This is a genomic window from Streptomyces sp. NPDC048248, from assembly GCF_043201875.1.
In the GTDB taxonomy this organism is placed as follows: Bacteria; Actinomycetota; Actinomycetes; order Streptomycetales; family Streptomycetaceae; genus Streptomyces.
Genome location: NZ_JBICZL010000011.1, coordinates 85,792 through 100,835, shown reverse-complemented (window position 1 = coordinate 100,835; position 15,044 = coordinate 85,792). Strand labels below are relative to the sequence as shown.

General features: G+C 73.6%; 13 protein-coding genes. 7 read left to right on the top strand and 6 right to left on the bottom strand.

Annotation, left to right across the window (positions count from 1 at the left end; genetic code table 11):
• Window positions 1-73 precede the first annotated feature (73 nt).
• A complete protein-coding gene (locus ACGFZW_RS24630) occupies window positions 74-1,120 on the bottom strand; it encodes a hypothetical protein (protein ID WP_393895377.1) in 1,047 nt (348 codons plus the stop codon).
• 217 nt (window positions 1,121-1,337) lie between these two features.
• Entirely contained in the window at window positions 1,338-2,522 is a 1,185-nt protein-coding gene (locus ACGFZW_RS24625; RefSeq protein WP_393895376.1) for an ROK family protein, read from the bottom strand.
• A 55-nt stretch (window positions 2,523-2,577) separates the two neighbouring features.
• On the opposite strand from ACGFZW_RS24625, the gene ACGFZW_RS24620 reads away from it, so the two are divergent.
• Both ACGFZW_RS24620 and ACGFZW_RS24615 read left to right on the top strand, forming a co-directional pair.
• Entirely contained in the window at window positions 2,578-3,690 is a 1,113-nt protein-coding gene (locus ACGFZW_RS24620; RefSeq protein ID WP_393895375.1) for a Gfo/Idh/MocA family oxidoreductase, read from the top strand.
• Window positions 3,687-4,166, top strand: a complete 480-nt coding sequence (locus ACGFZW_RS24615; RefSeq protein WP_393895374.1) for a heme-degrading domain-containing protein — start codon at window positions 3,687-3,689, stop codon at window positions 4,164-4,166. The genes ACGFZW_RS24620 and ACGFZW_RS24615 overlap by 4 nt, the downstream gene beginning before the upstream one ends.
• Before the next feature lie 63 nt (window positions 4,167-4,229).
• Here the strand turns inward: ACGFZW_RS24615 and ACGFZW_RS24610 are convergent, their stop codons facing one another.
• The 3 genes from ACGFZW_RS24610 to ACGFZW_RS24600 form a co-directional block, all read right to left on the bottom strand.
• Window positions 4,230-5,084, bottom strand: coding sequence for a fumarylacetoacetate hydrolase family protein (locus ACGFZW_RS24610; protein ID WP_393895373.1), 855 nt, complete (start codon window positions 5,082-5,084; stop codon window positions 4,230-4,232).
• A gap of 139 nt (window positions 5,085-5,223) precedes the next feature.
• On the bottom strand, window positions 5,224-6,186 hold the full coding sequence (locus tag ACGFZW_RS24605) for a YidC/Oxa1 family membrane protein insertase (protein ID WP_393895372.1): 963 nt from the start codon (window positions 6,184-6,186) through the stop codon (window positions 5,224-5,226).
• A gap of 144 nt (window positions 6,187-6,330) precedes the next feature.
• Complete coding sequence (locus ACGFZW_RS24600; RefSeq protein WP_393895371.1) at window positions 6,331-6,678, bottom strand: DUF6412 domain-containing protein; 348 nt, start codon at window positions 6,676-6,678, stop codon at window positions 6,331-6,333.
• Between the two features lie 213 nt (window positions 6,679-6,891).
• Between ACGFZW_RS24600 and ACGFZW_RS24595 the strand changes: the two genes are divergently transcribed.
• The 3 genes from ACGFZW_RS24595 to ACGFZW_RS24585 all read left to right on the top strand — a co-directional run bounded on the left by ACGFZW_RS24595 (window position 6,892) and on the right by ACGFZW_RS24585 (window position 11,200).
• The gene (locus ACGFZW_RS24595) at window positions 6,892-8,787 is read left to right on the top strand and encodes an AMP-dependent synthetase/ligase (RefSeq protein ID WP_393895370.1); all 1,896 of its coding nucleotides are present in this window, start codon (window positions 6,892-6,894) and stop codon (window positions 8,785-8,787) included.
• Between the two features lie 254 nt (window positions 8,788-9,041).
• Window positions 9,042-9,719 carry a DUF4142 domain-containing protein gene (locus tag ACGFZW_RS24590; RefSeq protein WP_393895369.1) on the top strand — a complete coding sequence of 226 codons (678 nt, stop codon included), beginning with the start codon at window positions 9,042-9,044 and terminating at the stop codon, window positions 9,717-9,719.
• A complete protein-coding gene (locus ACGFZW_RS24585) occupies window positions 9,716-11,200 on the top strand; it encodes a DUF1996 domain-containing protein (RefSeq protein ID WP_393895368.1) in 1,485 nt (494 codons plus the stop codon). The genes ACGFZW_RS24590 and ACGFZW_RS24585 overlap by 4 nt, the downstream gene beginning before the upstream one ends.
• 162 nt (window positions 11,201-11,362) lie before the next feature.
• Here the strand turns inward: ACGFZW_RS24585 and ACGFZW_RS24580 are convergent, their stop codons facing one another.
• Complete coding sequence (locus tag ACGFZW_RS24580) at window positions 11,363-12,163, bottom strand: PucR family transcriptional regulator (RefSeq protein WP_393895367.1); 801 nt, start codon at window positions 12,161-12,163, stop codon at window positions 11,363-11,365.
• A 579-nt stretch (window positions 12,164-12,742) separates the two neighbouring features.
• Here ACGFZW_RS24580 and ACGFZW_RS24575 point away from each other — a divergent pair.
• Window positions 12,743-13,486, top strand: coding sequence for a hypothetical protein (locus ACGFZW_RS24575; RefSeq protein ID WP_393895366.1), 744 nt, complete (start codon window positions 12,743-12,745; stop codon window positions 13,484-13,486).
• Window positions 13,483-15,006 (top strand): NADH-ubiquinone oxidoreductase-F iron-sulfur binding region domain-containing protein, encoded by a 1,524-nt coding sequence (locus ACGFZW_RS24570; protein ID WP_393895365.1) that lies wholly within the window; start codon window positions 13,483-13,485, stop codon window positions 15,004-15,006. The genes ACGFZW_RS24575 and ACGFZW_RS24570 overlap by 4 nt, the downstream gene beginning before the upstream one ends.
• Window positions 15,007-15,044 lie beyond the last annotated feature (38 nt).

Sequence of the window (15,044 nt, the reverse complement as noted above, 5' to 3'; positions counted from 1 at the left end):
ACGGCCGACGCCCCCACCCTAAGTCAGCCCGTGACGGCGATACCCCGCCCGGCGGGGTGCGGTGCCGCAGGGGTCAACGCCGCAGGCGGCGGGCCCACGCCAGCAGCACGCCGCCGCTCAGGAGCAGGCCGGCGCCCAGCGCGCCGAAGCCGAAGACGGGGGCATGGCCGGTCGTTGCCAACTCCGAGGGCGGGGTGGGTTCGTGCGGTGCGGGGGTGACGTCAGGGGACGCGGGGGCTCGGGGCGGCAAGGACAGCGGGGGCGATGTCGGGGCTTTGGGCAGCAGGGGCAGCCCTGGGGCAGCGGAGGCGGCGGGCGCGGTGGGGACGCCGGGGGCAGGGGCGGGCGAGGCGTCGCGCGGCCGGACGGCGAAGCGGTAGTCGTCGGACTGCCCGACCCATTCACCGTCACTGCCGCGACGCTGCATGGTGGTGACCTTGGCGGTGAGATCGCCCTGCGGGGTGTCCGGGGCGAAGCGCATCCGGACGGGCAGGACCGTGGTGCCCTTCGCCGGTACGGTCACCCCGCGGCCCGCCGCCCGCTCCGCCGGGCTGCCCCCCGCACCGCCGTCGGCACCCTTGCCGAACACGCCGACCTGTTCGTCACGCTCGGTGGACTCGAACGGCACCGGACGCCAGCCGCCGCCCGCCGGGTCGCGGAACTCCAGGTGGATCTGACCGGAGCGCAGGCCCCGGTGAGCCGCGAGGACGACGACGACGGGGTGGACGTCCTTGCAGGCGGCGTCGGTGGTGTTGCGCAGCTCCAGTTTCCAGGTCTGCCAGTTGCCGCCGGCCGGGTAGGCACGCTGCCCGCCGGTCACTCGTGAATCGATGGGGAAGTGGACGCTGTCGGGCCGCCCGCAGGAGACGGAGGGGACCGGGGCGTGGGCGGCGGTTTCGCGGGCGGACGCGGCGGCGGGGGTCGCGTGGGCGGCGGCCGGCGCCGCGCCGAGCGTGGCGGCCACGCCGGCCAGCAGGGCGGCCGAGAGCCCGGTGGTGAGCGCACCGCGTGCGGGGCCGGCACCCCGGACGCCGCGGCGGCACCCGGCGCGTCCGGGATGCGCGGTGCCTGTGCGGCGAACGGTGGCTACGGTGCGCGTGAGTGCGCCGGACGGATGCATCGCGGTCCTCCGCTGCTCGGTCGGCGGGCAAGGGCGTCGGCCGGGCCGCGGGCGGAGGGCCCGCGAGCCCGGGCTGCTGGGCAGCACGACCTTCAGGACCCTGCCACGCACGCCTCGCCCTGCCGGAAGGTCCGGCCCGTGTGCACCCGACCAGCCGCCGATTCCCCCCTTATCAGCTGACTTTCCGCTCATCGTGATTAGCCGCCGTACGGGGCCCTCAGGGGTTCTCGCGGCGGCCCGCGAGTACGGAGCCGGACGCCCCGAACAACGGCGCGAGCACCAGTTGCGCCGCCCCGTCCGCCACCACCCGGGCGCCGCCCCGGGCCGGGGCCACCTGGACCGGCGGCCCGGCCCTGCCCCGCGTACCGGACTCGGCGGCGAGCACATGAGCCACACCGCCGAGAAACTCCTCCGGGCTCCCCAGTACGGTGCGCCCGCCGAGCAGCACCCGGTCGATGTCCAGCAGCTCCACCAGGTTGGCCGCGCCTACGCCGAGCACCCGGGCGGCCTCCGCCAGATCACCGCGCGCCACCGCCGCCAGGCAGAGCGCCTCGATGCAGCCGCGCCGACCGCAGTCGCAGGGCGGGCCGTCCAACTGCAGGACCTGGTGTCCGAATTCGCCGGCGCCGGTGCGCGGGCCGCGGTGCAGGGCACCGTCGAGCACCAGCCCGGCGCCGAGCCCGGTGCCCAGGTGCAGATAGGCGAACGAGCCCCGGCGGGTGCCCTGGGCCAGACCGAGGGCCGCCGCGTTGGTGTCCTTGTCGAGCACCACGGGGAGGCCGAGACGGTCGGCGAGAGCGTCCCGGAGGGGGAAGCCCTCCAGGGCGGGCGCGCCGGTGACACGGCCCAGCACGCCGCGCGTGTGGTCCAGCGGCCCGGGGCAGGCCACGCCGGCGCCCAGCACCGGGGGCCCGCCGGCCGCCGCGCGCAGCGCCGTGACCTCGCGTTCCGCGGTGGCCAGTACCTCCGCGGCACCGGCCTCGAAGGCGAGCGGCGCGCGGCGGACGGCGACCGCTTCGCCGGCGAGGTCGGCGAGCACCGCGGTGAGTTCGTCGCGGTCCAGGTGCAGCCCGACGGCGTGCCGGGCGCCGGGGACCAGTCGCAGGACGGTGCGGGGCTTGCCGCCCGTCGAGGCGCGGCGGCCGGCCTCGGCGGCGAGCCCTTCGGCGCGCAGCCGGGCGGTGATCTTGCTGACGGCCTGCGGGGTCAGCCCGGTGTGCTCGGCGAGCTCCAGCCTGCTGACCCCGCTCGCGCCCGCCGCGCGCAGCAGGCCGAGCACCAGCGCGGCGTTGTGGCCGCGCAGCGCGGGGAGATTGGCGCCGGGGTTGCCGGCCGGGGGGTCCGTACGGCTCGGCCCCTCCGCCGCAGGGGCGGCGCGGTGAGCGGGATCGTTGCTGGTCACCCACCCATTGTCCGCATAGCTTGCACTTTAGCAACAGCGTTGCTTAAGTGGGAGCATGAGCGACTCCACCGGCACCCCCGACCCCCACGCCCCGCTCCGCGTCGGCCTCCTCGGCTACGGCCTGGCGGGCTCGGTCTTCCACGCCCCGCTGATCGCCGCCACCGACGGCCTGGTCCTCGACACCGTCTCGACCGCGAACCCCGAGCGGCAGGCGCAGGCCCGCGCCGAGCACCCGCAGATCCGCGCGGTCGACACCCCCGAGGCCGTCCTCGACCGCGCCGCTGACCTCGATCTGATCGTGCTGGCCACGCCCAACAAGACGCATGTGCCGCTCGCCACCGCCGCGCTGGAAGCGGGCCTGCCGGTGGTCGTCGACAAGCCGCTCGCCGCGACCGCGGCCGAGGCGGAGAAGCTCGCCGCCCTCGCCGACGACCGCGGCCTGCTGCTCTCCGTCTTCCAGAACCGCCGCTGGGACAACGACTTCCGCACCGTCCGCAAGCTGATCGAGGACGGCGCGCTGGGCGAGGTGCAGCGTTTCGAGTCGCGCTTCGAGCGCTGGCGGCCGCAGCCCAAGGGCGGCTGGCGCGAGTCCGGCGACCCGGCGGAGATCGGCGGGCTGCTCTACGACCTCGGCAGCCACCTCGCCGACCAGGCGCTGGCCCTCTTCGGCCCGGTCGTCTCCGTCTACGCCGAGTCCGACGTGCGCCGCCCGGGCGCCGCCGCCGACGACGACACCTTCCTCGCCCTCACCCACGCGAACGGGGTCCGCTCCCACCTGTGGATGAGCGCCACCACCGCTCAACTCGGGCCGCGCTTCCGGGTGCTGGGCAGCTCGGCCGGCTATGTGAAATACGGTCTCGACCCGCAGGAAGCGGCTCTGCGCGAGGGCCTGCGGCCGGGCGAGGACCGCGACGGCTGGGGCGTGGAGCCGGAGTCCGGCTGGGGCCGGCTCGGCTCCGGCGAGTCGCCGTTGACCGGCGGCGGCGAGCCGGTGCCGACCCTCGCGGGCGACTACCCCGCGTACTACGCCGCCGTCGAGCGGGCGTTGCGCGAGGGCGGGCAGCCGCCGGTGACGGCGACCGAGGCCGCGGCCGCGCTGCGCGTACTGGAGGCCGCCAAGCTCTCGGCCGCCGAAGGCCGTACGGTCCGGATCGAGGCCGCGGCATGAGCGCCGGCGGCGGGACGGGCGGTGAACTCGCCGAGCTGGCCGCCCAGGAGGAGCGGCTGGTCTTCGACGCGTTCGGCCACGACGACGCCTGGCGGCTGGGCTCGCTGCTGGTGGAACTGGCGCGCGATCGCGGCGCCGCGGTGACGGTCGAGATCCGGCGCGGCGCCCAGCAGCTCTTCCACTTCGCGCTGGAGGGCACCTCCGCGGACAACGACGCCTGGCTCGCCCGCAAGTGCGCCGTCGTCGAACGCTATGCGGAGTCCTCCTTCCGCGTCGGCGCCCGCTTCCGCGCCAAGGGGAGCACCTTCGAGGAGTCCTCGCGGCTGGATCCGGACCGCTACGCCGCGCACGGTGGCGCCTTCCCCATCCGGCTGCGCGGCACGGGCGTGGTCGGGGCGGTCGCGGTGTCCGGACTGCCCCAGGCCGAGGACCACGCACTCGTGGTCGAGGCCCTGGAGCGCTTCCTGGCCGGCTGACCCGTCCGCAAAACGCGTACGGCCGGCGGCCCGTGGGGGTCCGCCGGCCGTACGTCCGGCAGGTCAGGCGTCCTTGAGCTCCTGGCGCTGGCGGCCGAGCCCGTCGATCTCCAGCTCCACGACATCGCCGGCCCTGAGGTAGGGCTTCGGCTCCGGCTGCCCCATGGCCACACCGGCCGGGGTGCCGGTGTTGATGACATCGCCCGGGTACAGGGTCATGAACTGGCTGACGTAGCGGACGACTTCGGCCACCGGGAAGATCTGCTCGGCGGTCGTGCCGTCCTGCTTGAGTTCACCGTTGACCCACAGCCGTACGCCGAGCGCCTGCGGGTCGGGCACCTCGTCGGCGGTGACCAGCCACGGGCCCAGCGGGTTGAACGTCTCGCAGTTCTTGCCCTTGTCCCACTGGCCGCCGCGCTCGATCTGGAAGGCGCGCTCGGAGACGTCGTGGGCGACCGCGTAGCCGGCGACGGCCGCCAGGGCCTGCTCATCGCTCTCCAGGTAGCGGGCGGTTCGGCCGATGACGACGGCCAGCTCCACCTCCCAGTCGGTCTTCACACTGCCGCGGGGTACCAGCACGGTGTCGTCGGGGCCGACGACCGTGTCGGGGGCCTTCATGAAGATGATCGGCTCCTCGGGGGTCGCGGCCCCCGTCTCCCGGGCGTGGTCGTGGTAGTTCAGCCCGATGCACACGACCTTGCCGATCCGGGCCACCGGCGGGCCCACGCGCAGCCCCGTGGTGTCGAGTGCGGGCAGCTCGCCGGAGGCGGCGGCGCGGAGGGATGCCAGCGCCTCGTCGTTGGCGAGCAGGGCCCCGTCGATGTCCGGCGCGTGGCCCGACAGGTCCCGCAGGACCCCCGTCTCGTCGAGCAGCGCCGGGCGTTCCGCCCCCACCGTTCCGACACGCAGCAGCTTCATCGGTACAACTCCCGTGGTCGAAGGGTCGGCCCTGGAAGGGGTCTTCCGGGCCGGCCGATGGGGGACGGCCATCGAGCGATTTGGCTGATCGTCCAAGAACGGGGTCCACTCCGCAAGACCCCGTTCACGGACTGGACCGTTACTGAGCGGTAGTAACGACCTCTCCCTCCGGCCCCGTTCCGCGGGCAGGACCGGAACGGGAGGCCGCGGAACCTGCTCCGGCCTGCCCCGTACGCGCCCTCGCCCTGGCCGCGCGCTGCCGCGCCGCCCGGGTCTTCGGCGCTCGTTGCCGTGCGGCGCGCGGCTGCGCCTTCGCGCTGTCCGGTTCCGCCCCGGACGATGCCGGCTCGGCGCCCGGCGCGGTCCCGGCCTCCGTGTCCGGCGCGCTCCGGCCGCGGTCACGGTGCAGCAGGGCCCGCTCGCAGGCCGTCCACGTCGTCGTCGTGACCATGTAGAGGCCGGCCGCCAGCGGGACCACAGCCACGGTGATCAGCGTGCCGAAGCACAGCAGCGGCATCATCTTCGCCACCCCGGCCATGCCGGGCACCGCGGCACCGCCGGCAGCGGGCTGCGGGGCCGCGGCCATGGAGGCCCGCGCGCGCCGGTAGTTCCAGGTGGCGACCGCCGCGATCAGGGCGAACAGCGCGAGATAGACCAGGCCGTGCGGGCCGAACACCCCGCCGTCGGCGAGTGCCTCGCTCCAGTGGCCGCCGAGCGGGGCGCCCAGCAGCGTGTGGTCGAGCAGCCCCCCGCCGCCGGTGGAGAAGAGGTGGTACATGACGAAGAAGACCGGCAGCTGGATCAGCGTCGGCAGGCAGCCTGCCAGGGGCGAGGAACCGGTTTCGGCATAGAGATCGGCCATCGCCTCCTTCAGCCGCTCGGGGTGGTCCTTGTGCTTGCGCTGCAGTGCGGCGAGTTGCGGGGCGAGCGCGGTGCGCGCCTTCTCACCGCGGGCCGCTGCGCGGGCCAGCGGGTGCAGCGCGGCGCGGACGATGAGAGTGAAAAGGACGATGGCGACGGCCGTGGCCGCGGCGCCGAACAGCGGGTCGATCGCCGCGGCGCCGCGCGCCAGCGCATCGCCGAGAAGGCCGAAAACGGACATGGATGAGCCCTCCACGGGTCTCGTCGTGCCGGAATGCGGATCCCTGCCGGCAGGGATCAGGGGAATTCGGCGTGACGGGCCGCGTGGGCGCAGCGGGACAACGAGGTTCGCCGGGAGGGCGGGATACAGCGGTGCCGGGAGCGCCTACGCGGCCGTCGGGAGGGGACGGCCCGGTGCTCGCGGACGCGGCCGGCCGGCGGCGTCCGGGTCCCGTTGCGGGAGGAAGGCGGTGCGCCGTTCGCGGTCGCGGATGGCGGTGCGGACCCGGCCCGGTGGCACCGGGCGGGCGTGGGCCGCGATCAGGAAGGCGCGGCACACCAGCACGACCGCCGCGGTGGTGGCTGCGGCGGTGAGGGAGGTCGCGAGGCCGCTCTGGGCGAGCAGCAGACCGGCGAGCACACCGGCGAGCAGGACGAGGAGCGCGGAGGTCCGGCGGACGCCGGTGGACGCCCTCCGGACGCGGCCGGGGAAGGAAGCGGCGATGCGGTGCATCCGGCGTCCTCCTTCCGTCGACTTCCGTTCAGCGTCCTGCGCGGACATGCGGTGGCGCGCCCGTCGCGATCATCTCGCGGCGGTCCGCGCCCAAGACTTGTCGTCTTCCGCTCAAGAGTAGCCGCACGCCTGGGCAGAGTGCGGACCTGCCGGTAACTTGCCCTCCCTGCCGCCGGGGCGGCGGCGGATCAGGGGGAACACCTAGGAGGTGCTGTGCGCGATTTCAGCGTCCCGGCCCTGGCGGCTCCGCTGCGCAGCGGAGGTCTCGCCGATTCCGTCTTCGACACCGCCGAAAGGCACCCGGACTTCGCCCAGCTCGCCCGCCGGGACCCGGCCGCTCCCGGCACCTGGCGGGAGGTGTCCGCCGCGGAGTTCCGCGACGAGGTCATGGCCCTGGCCAGAGGGCTGCTGGCCGAGGGTGTCCGGCCGGGGACCAGGGTCGCGGTGATGTCCAGGACCCGCTACGAGTGGACGCTGTTCAGCTATGCGGTGTGGGCGGTCGGCGCGCAGCTCGTGCCGGTCTACCCGACCGCCTCCGCCGAGCAGCTGCGCTGCATTCTCTCCGGGGCGCGGGTGGCGGCGATCGTCGTGGAGAACGAGGCGCACGCCATGACCGTGGCGGCGGCCTGCGACGAGGGCTCGGGGCTGCGGCGCATCTGGCAGCTGGACCGGGACTGCGTGCGCCGGCTGGGCGAGGAGGGCACCCGGCTGACGGACGCGGACGTCCACCGGCTGCGCCGTACGGTCACTCCCCAGGCCGTCGCCGCGATCGTCCACACCTCGGGGACCACCGGCCACCCCCGCGGCTGCATGATCACGCATGCCAATCTCGCCGCCGAGTGCGACACCATCTGCACCGGCTGGGGCGATCTGCTCGCCCGGCCCGGGGAGCGGCCTTCGCTGCTCGCCTTCCTGCCCCTGGCGCACGTCTACGGCCTGATGGTGCAGGTGGCCTGTCTGCGGGGCGGGGTGCTGCTCGGCCACCAGCCGGACCTGTCGGCGCACCAGCTGCTCCCGGCCCTCGCATCCTTCCGGCCGACGTTCCTCTTCGGGGTGCCGTACCTCTTCGAGAAGATCTGCGACCAGGCCCGCAGGGCGGCCGAAGAGACCGGCAGACGGCGGCTGTTCGACACCGCGATGGCGGTTGCGGTGCGCCACGCGGAGGCCGTCGCGGACCGGACCCACCGCTCCGGACGCGGCCCCGACCCCTTTCTGCGGGCCCAGCACGCCGTCTACGACCGGCTGGTGTACTCCCGTATCCGCGAGCTGCTGGGCGGCCGGGTGCGTACCGCGATCTCCGGCGGCTCGCCGCTGCGCCGGGAGCTGGGGCTGCTCCTCGCGGGCGCCGGGATCACCGTCTACGACGGCTACGGCCTGACGGAGACGACCGGGGCCATCACCGCGCAGCCGCCGGGCCGGGTACGGTTCGGGACGGTGGGGCGGCCGCTGCCGGGCAGCGCGGTGCATTTGGCGCTGGACGGCGAGGTGTGGGTGCGGGGCGCGGTGGTCTTCGCCGGCTATCTCGACGACCGGGGCGCCCCGGGCAGCGGGCTGTACGACGGCTGGCTGCCGACCGGGGACCTCGGGCACCTGGACGAGGACGGCTACCTCGTCATCACCGGCCGGAAGAAGGACATCATCATCACCAGCAGCGGCAAGAGCGTGGCCCCGCAGGCTCTGGAGCAGCGGCTGCAGGCCCATCCGCTGATCTCGCAGTGTGTGGTGGTCGGCGACAACCGGCCCCATGTGACGGCGCTGATCACGCTGGACCCGGAGTCGCTGGAGCACTGGCACCGGCTGCGCGACGGGCAGGGGCCCGAGCATCCGGAGCTGTCCCCGCAGGAGCAGGTGCGGGCGGAGGTGTGGCGGGCGGTGGACCGGGCGAACTCCTCGGTGTCGCGGGCCGAGTCGATCCGCGCGTTCCACATCCTGCCGGGCGAGTTCAGCCAGGAGGCCGGACTGCTGACGCCGTCGCTGAAGCTGCGGCGGGCGGCGATCGTGCGCGCCTACGCGGCGGAGATCGACGCCCTGTACGCGCCGGAGCGGCGCGAGGTCCGCCCGTCGCGCGGACACCGTCGCAGGCCGACGGCGGGCCACGCCGCGCGCTGAGCGCACGCGCCACCCGGGCACTCCCGACGTACGGGCCGCCCGTGCACCGTCCGGGCCCGCTCGCGGCACCGTAGCAGTGCCGCGGCGGGCCCGGCCGTTATTTGTCCAGGGGTGAGGACCCGGGGCCGCGGGCGCTTCGCGGCCCTTAGCGTCCGGTGACATTCCCGTGGGCGGCTGTCGGCCGTCCCACCGGGAGGAACCCAGTGGGACGAGAACCGGGAGGCCGTGTGCGGTCGTTCGTCATCAACTCCGCAATGTCCGGACGCACCATCGCGACCGGGCTGGTGGTCTGCGCGCTCGTGGCCACGCTCGCGGCCGTGCTGTTGCCGGTACAGCTGTTCGGGGAGAACGCGTCGGCCGCGAGTGCACCGGCCTACGAGGACGACGGCGGCGGCACCGTGTCCACCCGGTACGGCCCACTGACCGCGATGGACCGCGACTTCGTGCGCAAGGTCCGACTGGCCGGCCTGTGGGAACTGCCGGCCGGCCGGCAGGCTCAGGAGCGCGGCAGGAGCAAGGCGGTGAAGACCGCAGGCGACCATCTCATCGCGGGTCACACCGAGTTGGACCGGCGGTCGATCGAGGCCGGCCGGGCGCTGGGCATCCAGCTCTCCAACCAGCCCAGCGAGCAGCAGCAGGGCTGGCTGGCCCAGCTCGACGCCGCGCAGGGCGCCGCCTTCGACCCGCTGTTCGCGCAGCTGCTGCGCAGGGCGCACGGCAAGGTCTTCAGCTTGGTGGCGCTCGTACGGGCGAACAGCGGCAACACGATGGTGCGGAGTCTGGCGTCCCGGACCAACTCCGTCGTCCTGGACCACATCACGGTCCTGGAGAAGACCGGGTTCGTCGATTTCGGCAATCTCGCCGCCCCCGCGCCCGGCAGGCGCGCCGGATCGACGACATCTCACATCGGACGAAGCGAAGTGATCTCATGAGGCAGAAACAGCAGGCTCATAAACGCTCGCGGCTGACGAACAGAATGCTGGTCGCCGCGGCCGCCCTCCTGCTGGGCGGCGGCGGACTCGCGGTGGTCGCCACGACCGCTCTGGCCGGCAACTCCGGCACCGACACGGCGACGGACCAGCAGCGCACCACGGCGGCGACCACCGTGAAGTGTCCCGATGTGGGCGACCGGCTGCGGGAGGTGCCGCGCGGAGCCCAACTGCAGGTCTCCAAGGGGCTCGCCGCATTGGACGCCCAGGTGGCCGACGCCTACCAGCGGATGACCGAGGGCGGTGGCAGCACCGTCCTGAGCGATCTGAAGCAGAAGCGGCAGCGGACCCTCGGGACGATGGCCGACGCGATCGACCGGTCGGCGAAGCGGCCGGACTACCTGCTGCGCATGAGCGGCTGCACCTACCAGCCCACGGGCGAGGAGGGGGCGGCCGACCAGGACTCCGCGAAGTCCTACCAGAGCGGCCAGTACCCGAACAGCGACCAGGACCAGCAGCAGGACCAGGGGCAGGACCAGGGGCAGGATCAGGGTCAGGACCAGGGCGGCGACCAGGGCGACGGCGGACAGGGGCAGGTGGGCGGCCCCTCCCCGGAGGACTTCGTCGACATCACCTCCGTCCAGCCCAACGCCGGCGGGCCGCCGTTCGCCGCCCCGCAGGGCGACGGCGCCTCCACGGGCACCTTCGTCACCGAGTGCGGGCGCAACGAGGAGGGCCACTTCAACTCCGACAACGTCATCGTCACGCCGGGCGTGAGCAACGGCGCGCACCACGTCCACGACTACGTGGGCAACGTCTCCACCGACGCCTTCTCCGACGACCGCAAGCTCTCCGAGTCCGACACCACCTGCAACAACGGCGACCAGTCCACCCACTACTGGCCGGTGCTGCGCAAGCTCGACGGCACCTCGGTGCACGAGCCGGGGGCCGGGCACGACGGCAACATCGGCTCGGTGCTCCAGCCGGCCTCGGTGACCCTGCAGTTCCGCGGCAGCCAGCAGGGCCAGGTCCAGGCGATGCCGCGCTTCCTGCGGATCATCACCGGTGACGCGAAGGCGTTCACCAACGGCACGGCCAACGCCAACGCCTCATGGAGCTGCGAGGGCTTCGAGGACCGGCAGCTGAAGGACAAGTACCCGATCTGCCCCGACGGCGCGAACGTCGTACGGACCTTCGCCTTCCAGAACTGCTGGGACGGCCGCAGCACCGACAGCGCCAACCACCGTACGCATGTGACGTTCTCGGACGAGAACGGCGCCTGCCCCAACGGGTTCACGGCGATACCGCAGCTGGTGCAGCGGATCACCTACGACGTCCCTCAGGGCAACAGCTTCGCGGTGGACAGCTTCCCCGAGCAGCTGCACAAACCGGTGACCGACCACGGTGACTTCATCAATGTCATGCCGGACGACCTGATGAGCAAGGCGGTCAACTGCATCAACAGCGGCCGCAACTGCACCTGACGGCACCGGCACACCGACGCGGCGGCCCCGAACCGGGATTCGGGGCCGCCGCTCCGTGCTGTACGGGCTGTTCCGGCTGTTCCCGGCTGGGCCGGTCGAGCTGAGCCGGTCGGGCAGCTGCCGTACGGGTGCCGGCGGAAGGCAGCGCTTCCGCCGGCTCTCTCAGAGCCCGTTGACGCGCGCCTCGCGGGCCATGCCGAGCGGACGGATGGCGGAGGTGACGCCCCTCGCCCGGCGGCCGGCCCGTGCCCGGAAGCTGCGCACATGCGCCATCAGGCGGCGGCTGCGCAGCGCCATCTCCAGCTCGAAGCGGGTGCGTGGGTCACGCAGCGCCGGGCCGAAGAGCTTCTCGATCTGACGCAGGCGGTAGCGCACCGTCTGCGGGTGCACATGCAGCAGTTTCGCCGCCTCCGGCGCACCGCCGCCCTCCAGCCAGGCCAGCAGCGTCACTTCGAGGCGCTCGCTCTGCCGGGGCGTCAACTCGTCCAGCGGGCCGAGCCAGCGAGCGGTGAGCGCGTCGGCGAGGGACTCGTCCTGGAGGAGGAGCAACGCCGAGAGGTGGTCGTCGACGAACGCAGGCCGTACGTCGGGGCCGACCCGGCTGGGCGCCAGGGTCAGCAGATAGCGGCCCCAACGCAGCGACGAGGCGGCCTCGGTGGCGGACACGACGTGTCCCACCGCCGCCGCCCGGCCCTTGAGCGCCGCCTCGAGCCGGGCCCTGGTCTGGGTGGCCGGGTCGGGGACGAACAGGCAGGTGTCGCCGTCGACGGTCCCGATGAGCGCATGGCCCAGTGCGGCGGCGAGTTGGGGCGCCTCGGCGGGAGTGCCGAGGACGACGGCCTGGAGGGTGTCGGGGATCGGCCAGCCGGCCGCACGGGCCAGTTCGGCCAGTCCACCCTCGGGGACGTCACGTCGTCCGGCGAGCGCGTCGAAAAGGTCCTGGCGGGCCCTTGCGACGGGCATCGGCGTGACCACGGACGATACGGCCGGCCGTTTACTTTCCGATGTTGTTTGATAACCAAGGCATGTCAGCAGGGCCTGTTCAAGGGCCCATTGTGCCTCTTCCACGGGTGTATCCCCGAGAAGTGCGGACAATGCGGGAAATCCGCGTTGCAACTCCGCGACCACCTTCTCTGCGAGGCCCGGAAGTTCCTTTCTTACTATCCGGTTCCACTCGCCTCGGGGACGCGACCCGATGCGGTTCAGGAGATCACACATCGCTACCTCGATCCTGGCGGGGATGCGGCTGGGACAGGGCTTGGATACCGCCCTGGCGCTGAGTCGGCATCATCCGGAGTCTCCCTGCGCGACCGCGATGCCGGTGCAGGAATTTGTCACAGCGCGATAAACCTTACGAAATCTCGAACGTGTTCGTAGATGCTTTTGCACATCCGGATTACGGCCGTGTGTATCCACTTGGTGACAGAATGTTGACTGTTACCGGGGGTCACCCGAACAAATGCCCCGGTGCAAATACCGCCGCCGGGAGATTTCATCGAAATTCGGATCCCGCACCCGTGCCCTCCACCCCCGGGAGGATCGATGTCCGCACCCAGATTGCAGAGCCGCCACGCACACCGCGCCCGGCCCTCGCCCCCACCGCCCCGCCCCCGGCGACCACCCCACGAACCCGGCACGCCCCCGGCCCGGCCGGGTGGCGGCACCTCAACTGCTTTACTGCGACCGGCACTTCCCGCCGCGCTGCTGCTCTTCCTCGCCGTCACCCTGCACTCCGGCGCGATGAACACCGCAGTGCAGTTCCTGGACTTCGGCGCCGGCGTACTCGCCCTGGTCTCCCTGTCGGTCACGGTGCTCTGGGGACTCGCCGCCACCGACCGGATGGTGCTGCACTCCGGACACCGGCTGCTCGCCCAGGCGGTGCACCGGGGCACCGCCATGGCCGGACTCGGCTTCCTCGGCCTGCACATCTGGGTCAAGGTCGCCCAGGGCCACACCGGCGCCCTCTCCGTCGCGGTGCCCTTCACCGACGGCGCGCGCCCGTTCCTCATCGGCCTCGGCACCCTCGCCACGTACATCTTCGTGGCCGTCGCGGTGACCGGCGCGGTGCGCGGCGCGTTCACCGGCCACACCGCCTCCCGCTGGTGGCGCGCCCTGCACATGAGCGCCTATGCCGCCTGGGCGCTGGCCCTGGTGCACGGGCTGAAGTCCGGCCGGGAGGCAGCTGGTTGGGCGACCGCGGGCTACGCGATCTGCCTCGTGGCGGTGGCCGTACGGCTCGCCCTGCGGCTGCGCGGCCCGGGCCGCATTCCCGGAGGGCGCCCGTGACCGCCCCGGCCCCCACCCGTCCGCTGCCGGCCGTCCCCGGAGCGGACCCCGTACCCACCCTTGCCTCGCTGGGCCCGCCACGGCTGCTGGCCGGCCTCGACGAGATGCCGCGACTGGACCGGGTGGCACACCTGGCCCGGCACGGCACCCCGCCCCAGCTGAACCGGCAGGAGCTGGTCGCGCTGGCCGAGGACACCGATCTGCGCGGCCGCGGCGGTGCGGGCTTCCCCTTCGCCCGCAAGCTGAACGCCGTCCTGGACGGCATCCGCCGCTCGGACGGCAAGGCCGCCGTGGTCGTCAACGGCAGCGAGGGGGAACCCAGTTGCCTGAAGGACACCGCACTGCTGCTGCACGTACCGCATCTGGTGCTCGACGGCGCCCTGCTGGCGGCCGACGCGATCGGCGCGCAGGAGGTCGCGATCGGCGTGACCCGCCGGGACGTGGAGGACTCGGTACGCCGCGCCATCGACGAACGCGGGCCGGTACGCCCGGCCCTGCGGGTGACGCTGCTGACCGAACGGTTCGTCACCGGCGAGGGCACCGCGCTGACCAACGGGCTCAACGGCGGCCCCGGCCTGCCCTCCGGCCGCAAGGTCCGCTCCAGCGAACGCGGCCTGAACGGCGTGCCGACGCTGTTGTCCAACACCGAGACCTATGCCCAACTCGCCCTGGCAGCACGGCTGGGAGCACTCGGCTACCGCACCACCGGTCTGCCCGCAGAGCCCGGCACGCTGCTGCTGACCGTCTCGGGCCACCAGGTCGTGGAAGTCCCCTACGGCGTTCCCCTCGCCCGGGTCCTCGCGCTCTGCGGCTCGGGGCCGGGCCAGGGCGTCATGCTGGGCGGCTACCACGGCACCTGGCTGTCCCCTGAGGACGCCCGCACCGCGACCCTGTCCCGTGACGCACTGGCCGACCACGGCGCCGTCCTCGGAGCCGGGGCGGTGCTCCCGCTGCCCGACGACACCTGCCCTGCGGGCGAGACGGTGCGCGTCGCGCGCTGGATGGCCGCCGAGTCCGCGGGCCAGTGCGGCCCGTGCGTACTGGGCCTACCCGCCCTCGCCGACGCCCTCGCGCACGCCGTCCGGGGCGGCGGTGACACCGCCATGGACGCGGTCCGCGCCCGGATGGGCGCGGTGCGCGGCCGGGGCGCCTGCAGCCACCCGGACGGCACCGCCCGTTTCGTGGCCTCGGCTCTCGCCGCCTTCCCCGACGAGTTCGAGCGCCACGCACGGGGGTTCGGGTGCGGCCGCCCGGTGACCGGGGCCCTGCCGGTCACCGGGCACCTGCCACCGCCACCCGTCAAGCCTCCGGCGCCGCCACAGGAGCGGCTGCTGGTCGACTGGACGCTCTGCCGGGGCCACGGCCTCTGCGCGGACGTGGTGCCCGGCATCGTGCGGCTCGGCCCGGACGGCTACCCCGAGGAGGCCAGCATGCCGATGCCGGCCCGGATGCGGCGCCGCGCCCAGCTCGCGGTACGCCGCTGCCCCGCCCTCGCCCTGCGCATCCAGGGCGCCAACTGACAGAGCTGGCCGGGTTTTTGACCGCTGGGGAAAATCTG

Bases quoted from the DNA above. Each gene is read 5' to 3' on its own strand.
- ACGFZW_RS24610 (WP_393895373.1), bottom strand. From the start codon at position 5,084: ATGAAGCTGCTGCGTGTCGGAACGGTGGGGGCGGAACGCCCGGCGCTG.
- ACGFZW_RS24575 (WP_393895366.1), top strand. From the start codon at position 12,743: ATGTCCGCACCCAGATTGCAGAGCCGCCACGCACACCGCGCCCGGCCC.
- ACGFZW_RS24615 (WP_393895374.1), top strand. From the start codon at position 3,687: ATGAGCGCCGGCGGCGGGACGGGCGGTGAACTCGCCGAGCTGGCCGCC.
- ACGFZW_RS24605 (WP_393895372.1), bottom strand. From the start codon at position 6,186: ATGTCCGTTTTCGGCCTTCTCGGCGATGCGCTGGCGCGCGGCGCCGCG.
- ACGFZW_RS24590 (WP_393895369.1), top strand. From the start codon at position 9,042: ATGTCCGGACGCACCATCGCGACCGGGCTGGTGGTCTGCGCGCTCGTG.
- ACGFZW_RS24620 (WP_393895375.1), top strand. From the start codon at position 2,578: ATGAGCGACTCCACCGGCACCCCCGACCCCCACGCCCCGCTCCGCGTC.
- ACGFZW_RS24630 (WP_393895377.1), bottom strand. From the start codon at position 1,120: ATGCATCCGTCCGGCGCACTCACGCGCACCGTAGCCACCGTTCGCCGC.
- ACGFZW_RS24580 (WP_393895367.1), bottom strand. From the start codon at position 12,163: ATGCCCGTCGCAAGGGCCCGCCAGGACCTTTTCGACGCGCTCGCCGGA.
- ACGFZW_RS24585 (WP_393895368.1), top strand. From the start codon at position 9,716: ATGAGGCAGAAACAGCAGGCTCATAAACGCTCGCGGCTGACGAACAGA.
- ACGFZW_RS24600 (WP_393895371.1), bottom strand. From the start codon at position 6,678: ATGCACCGCATCGCCGCTTCCTTCCCCGGCCGCGTCCGGAGGGCGTCC.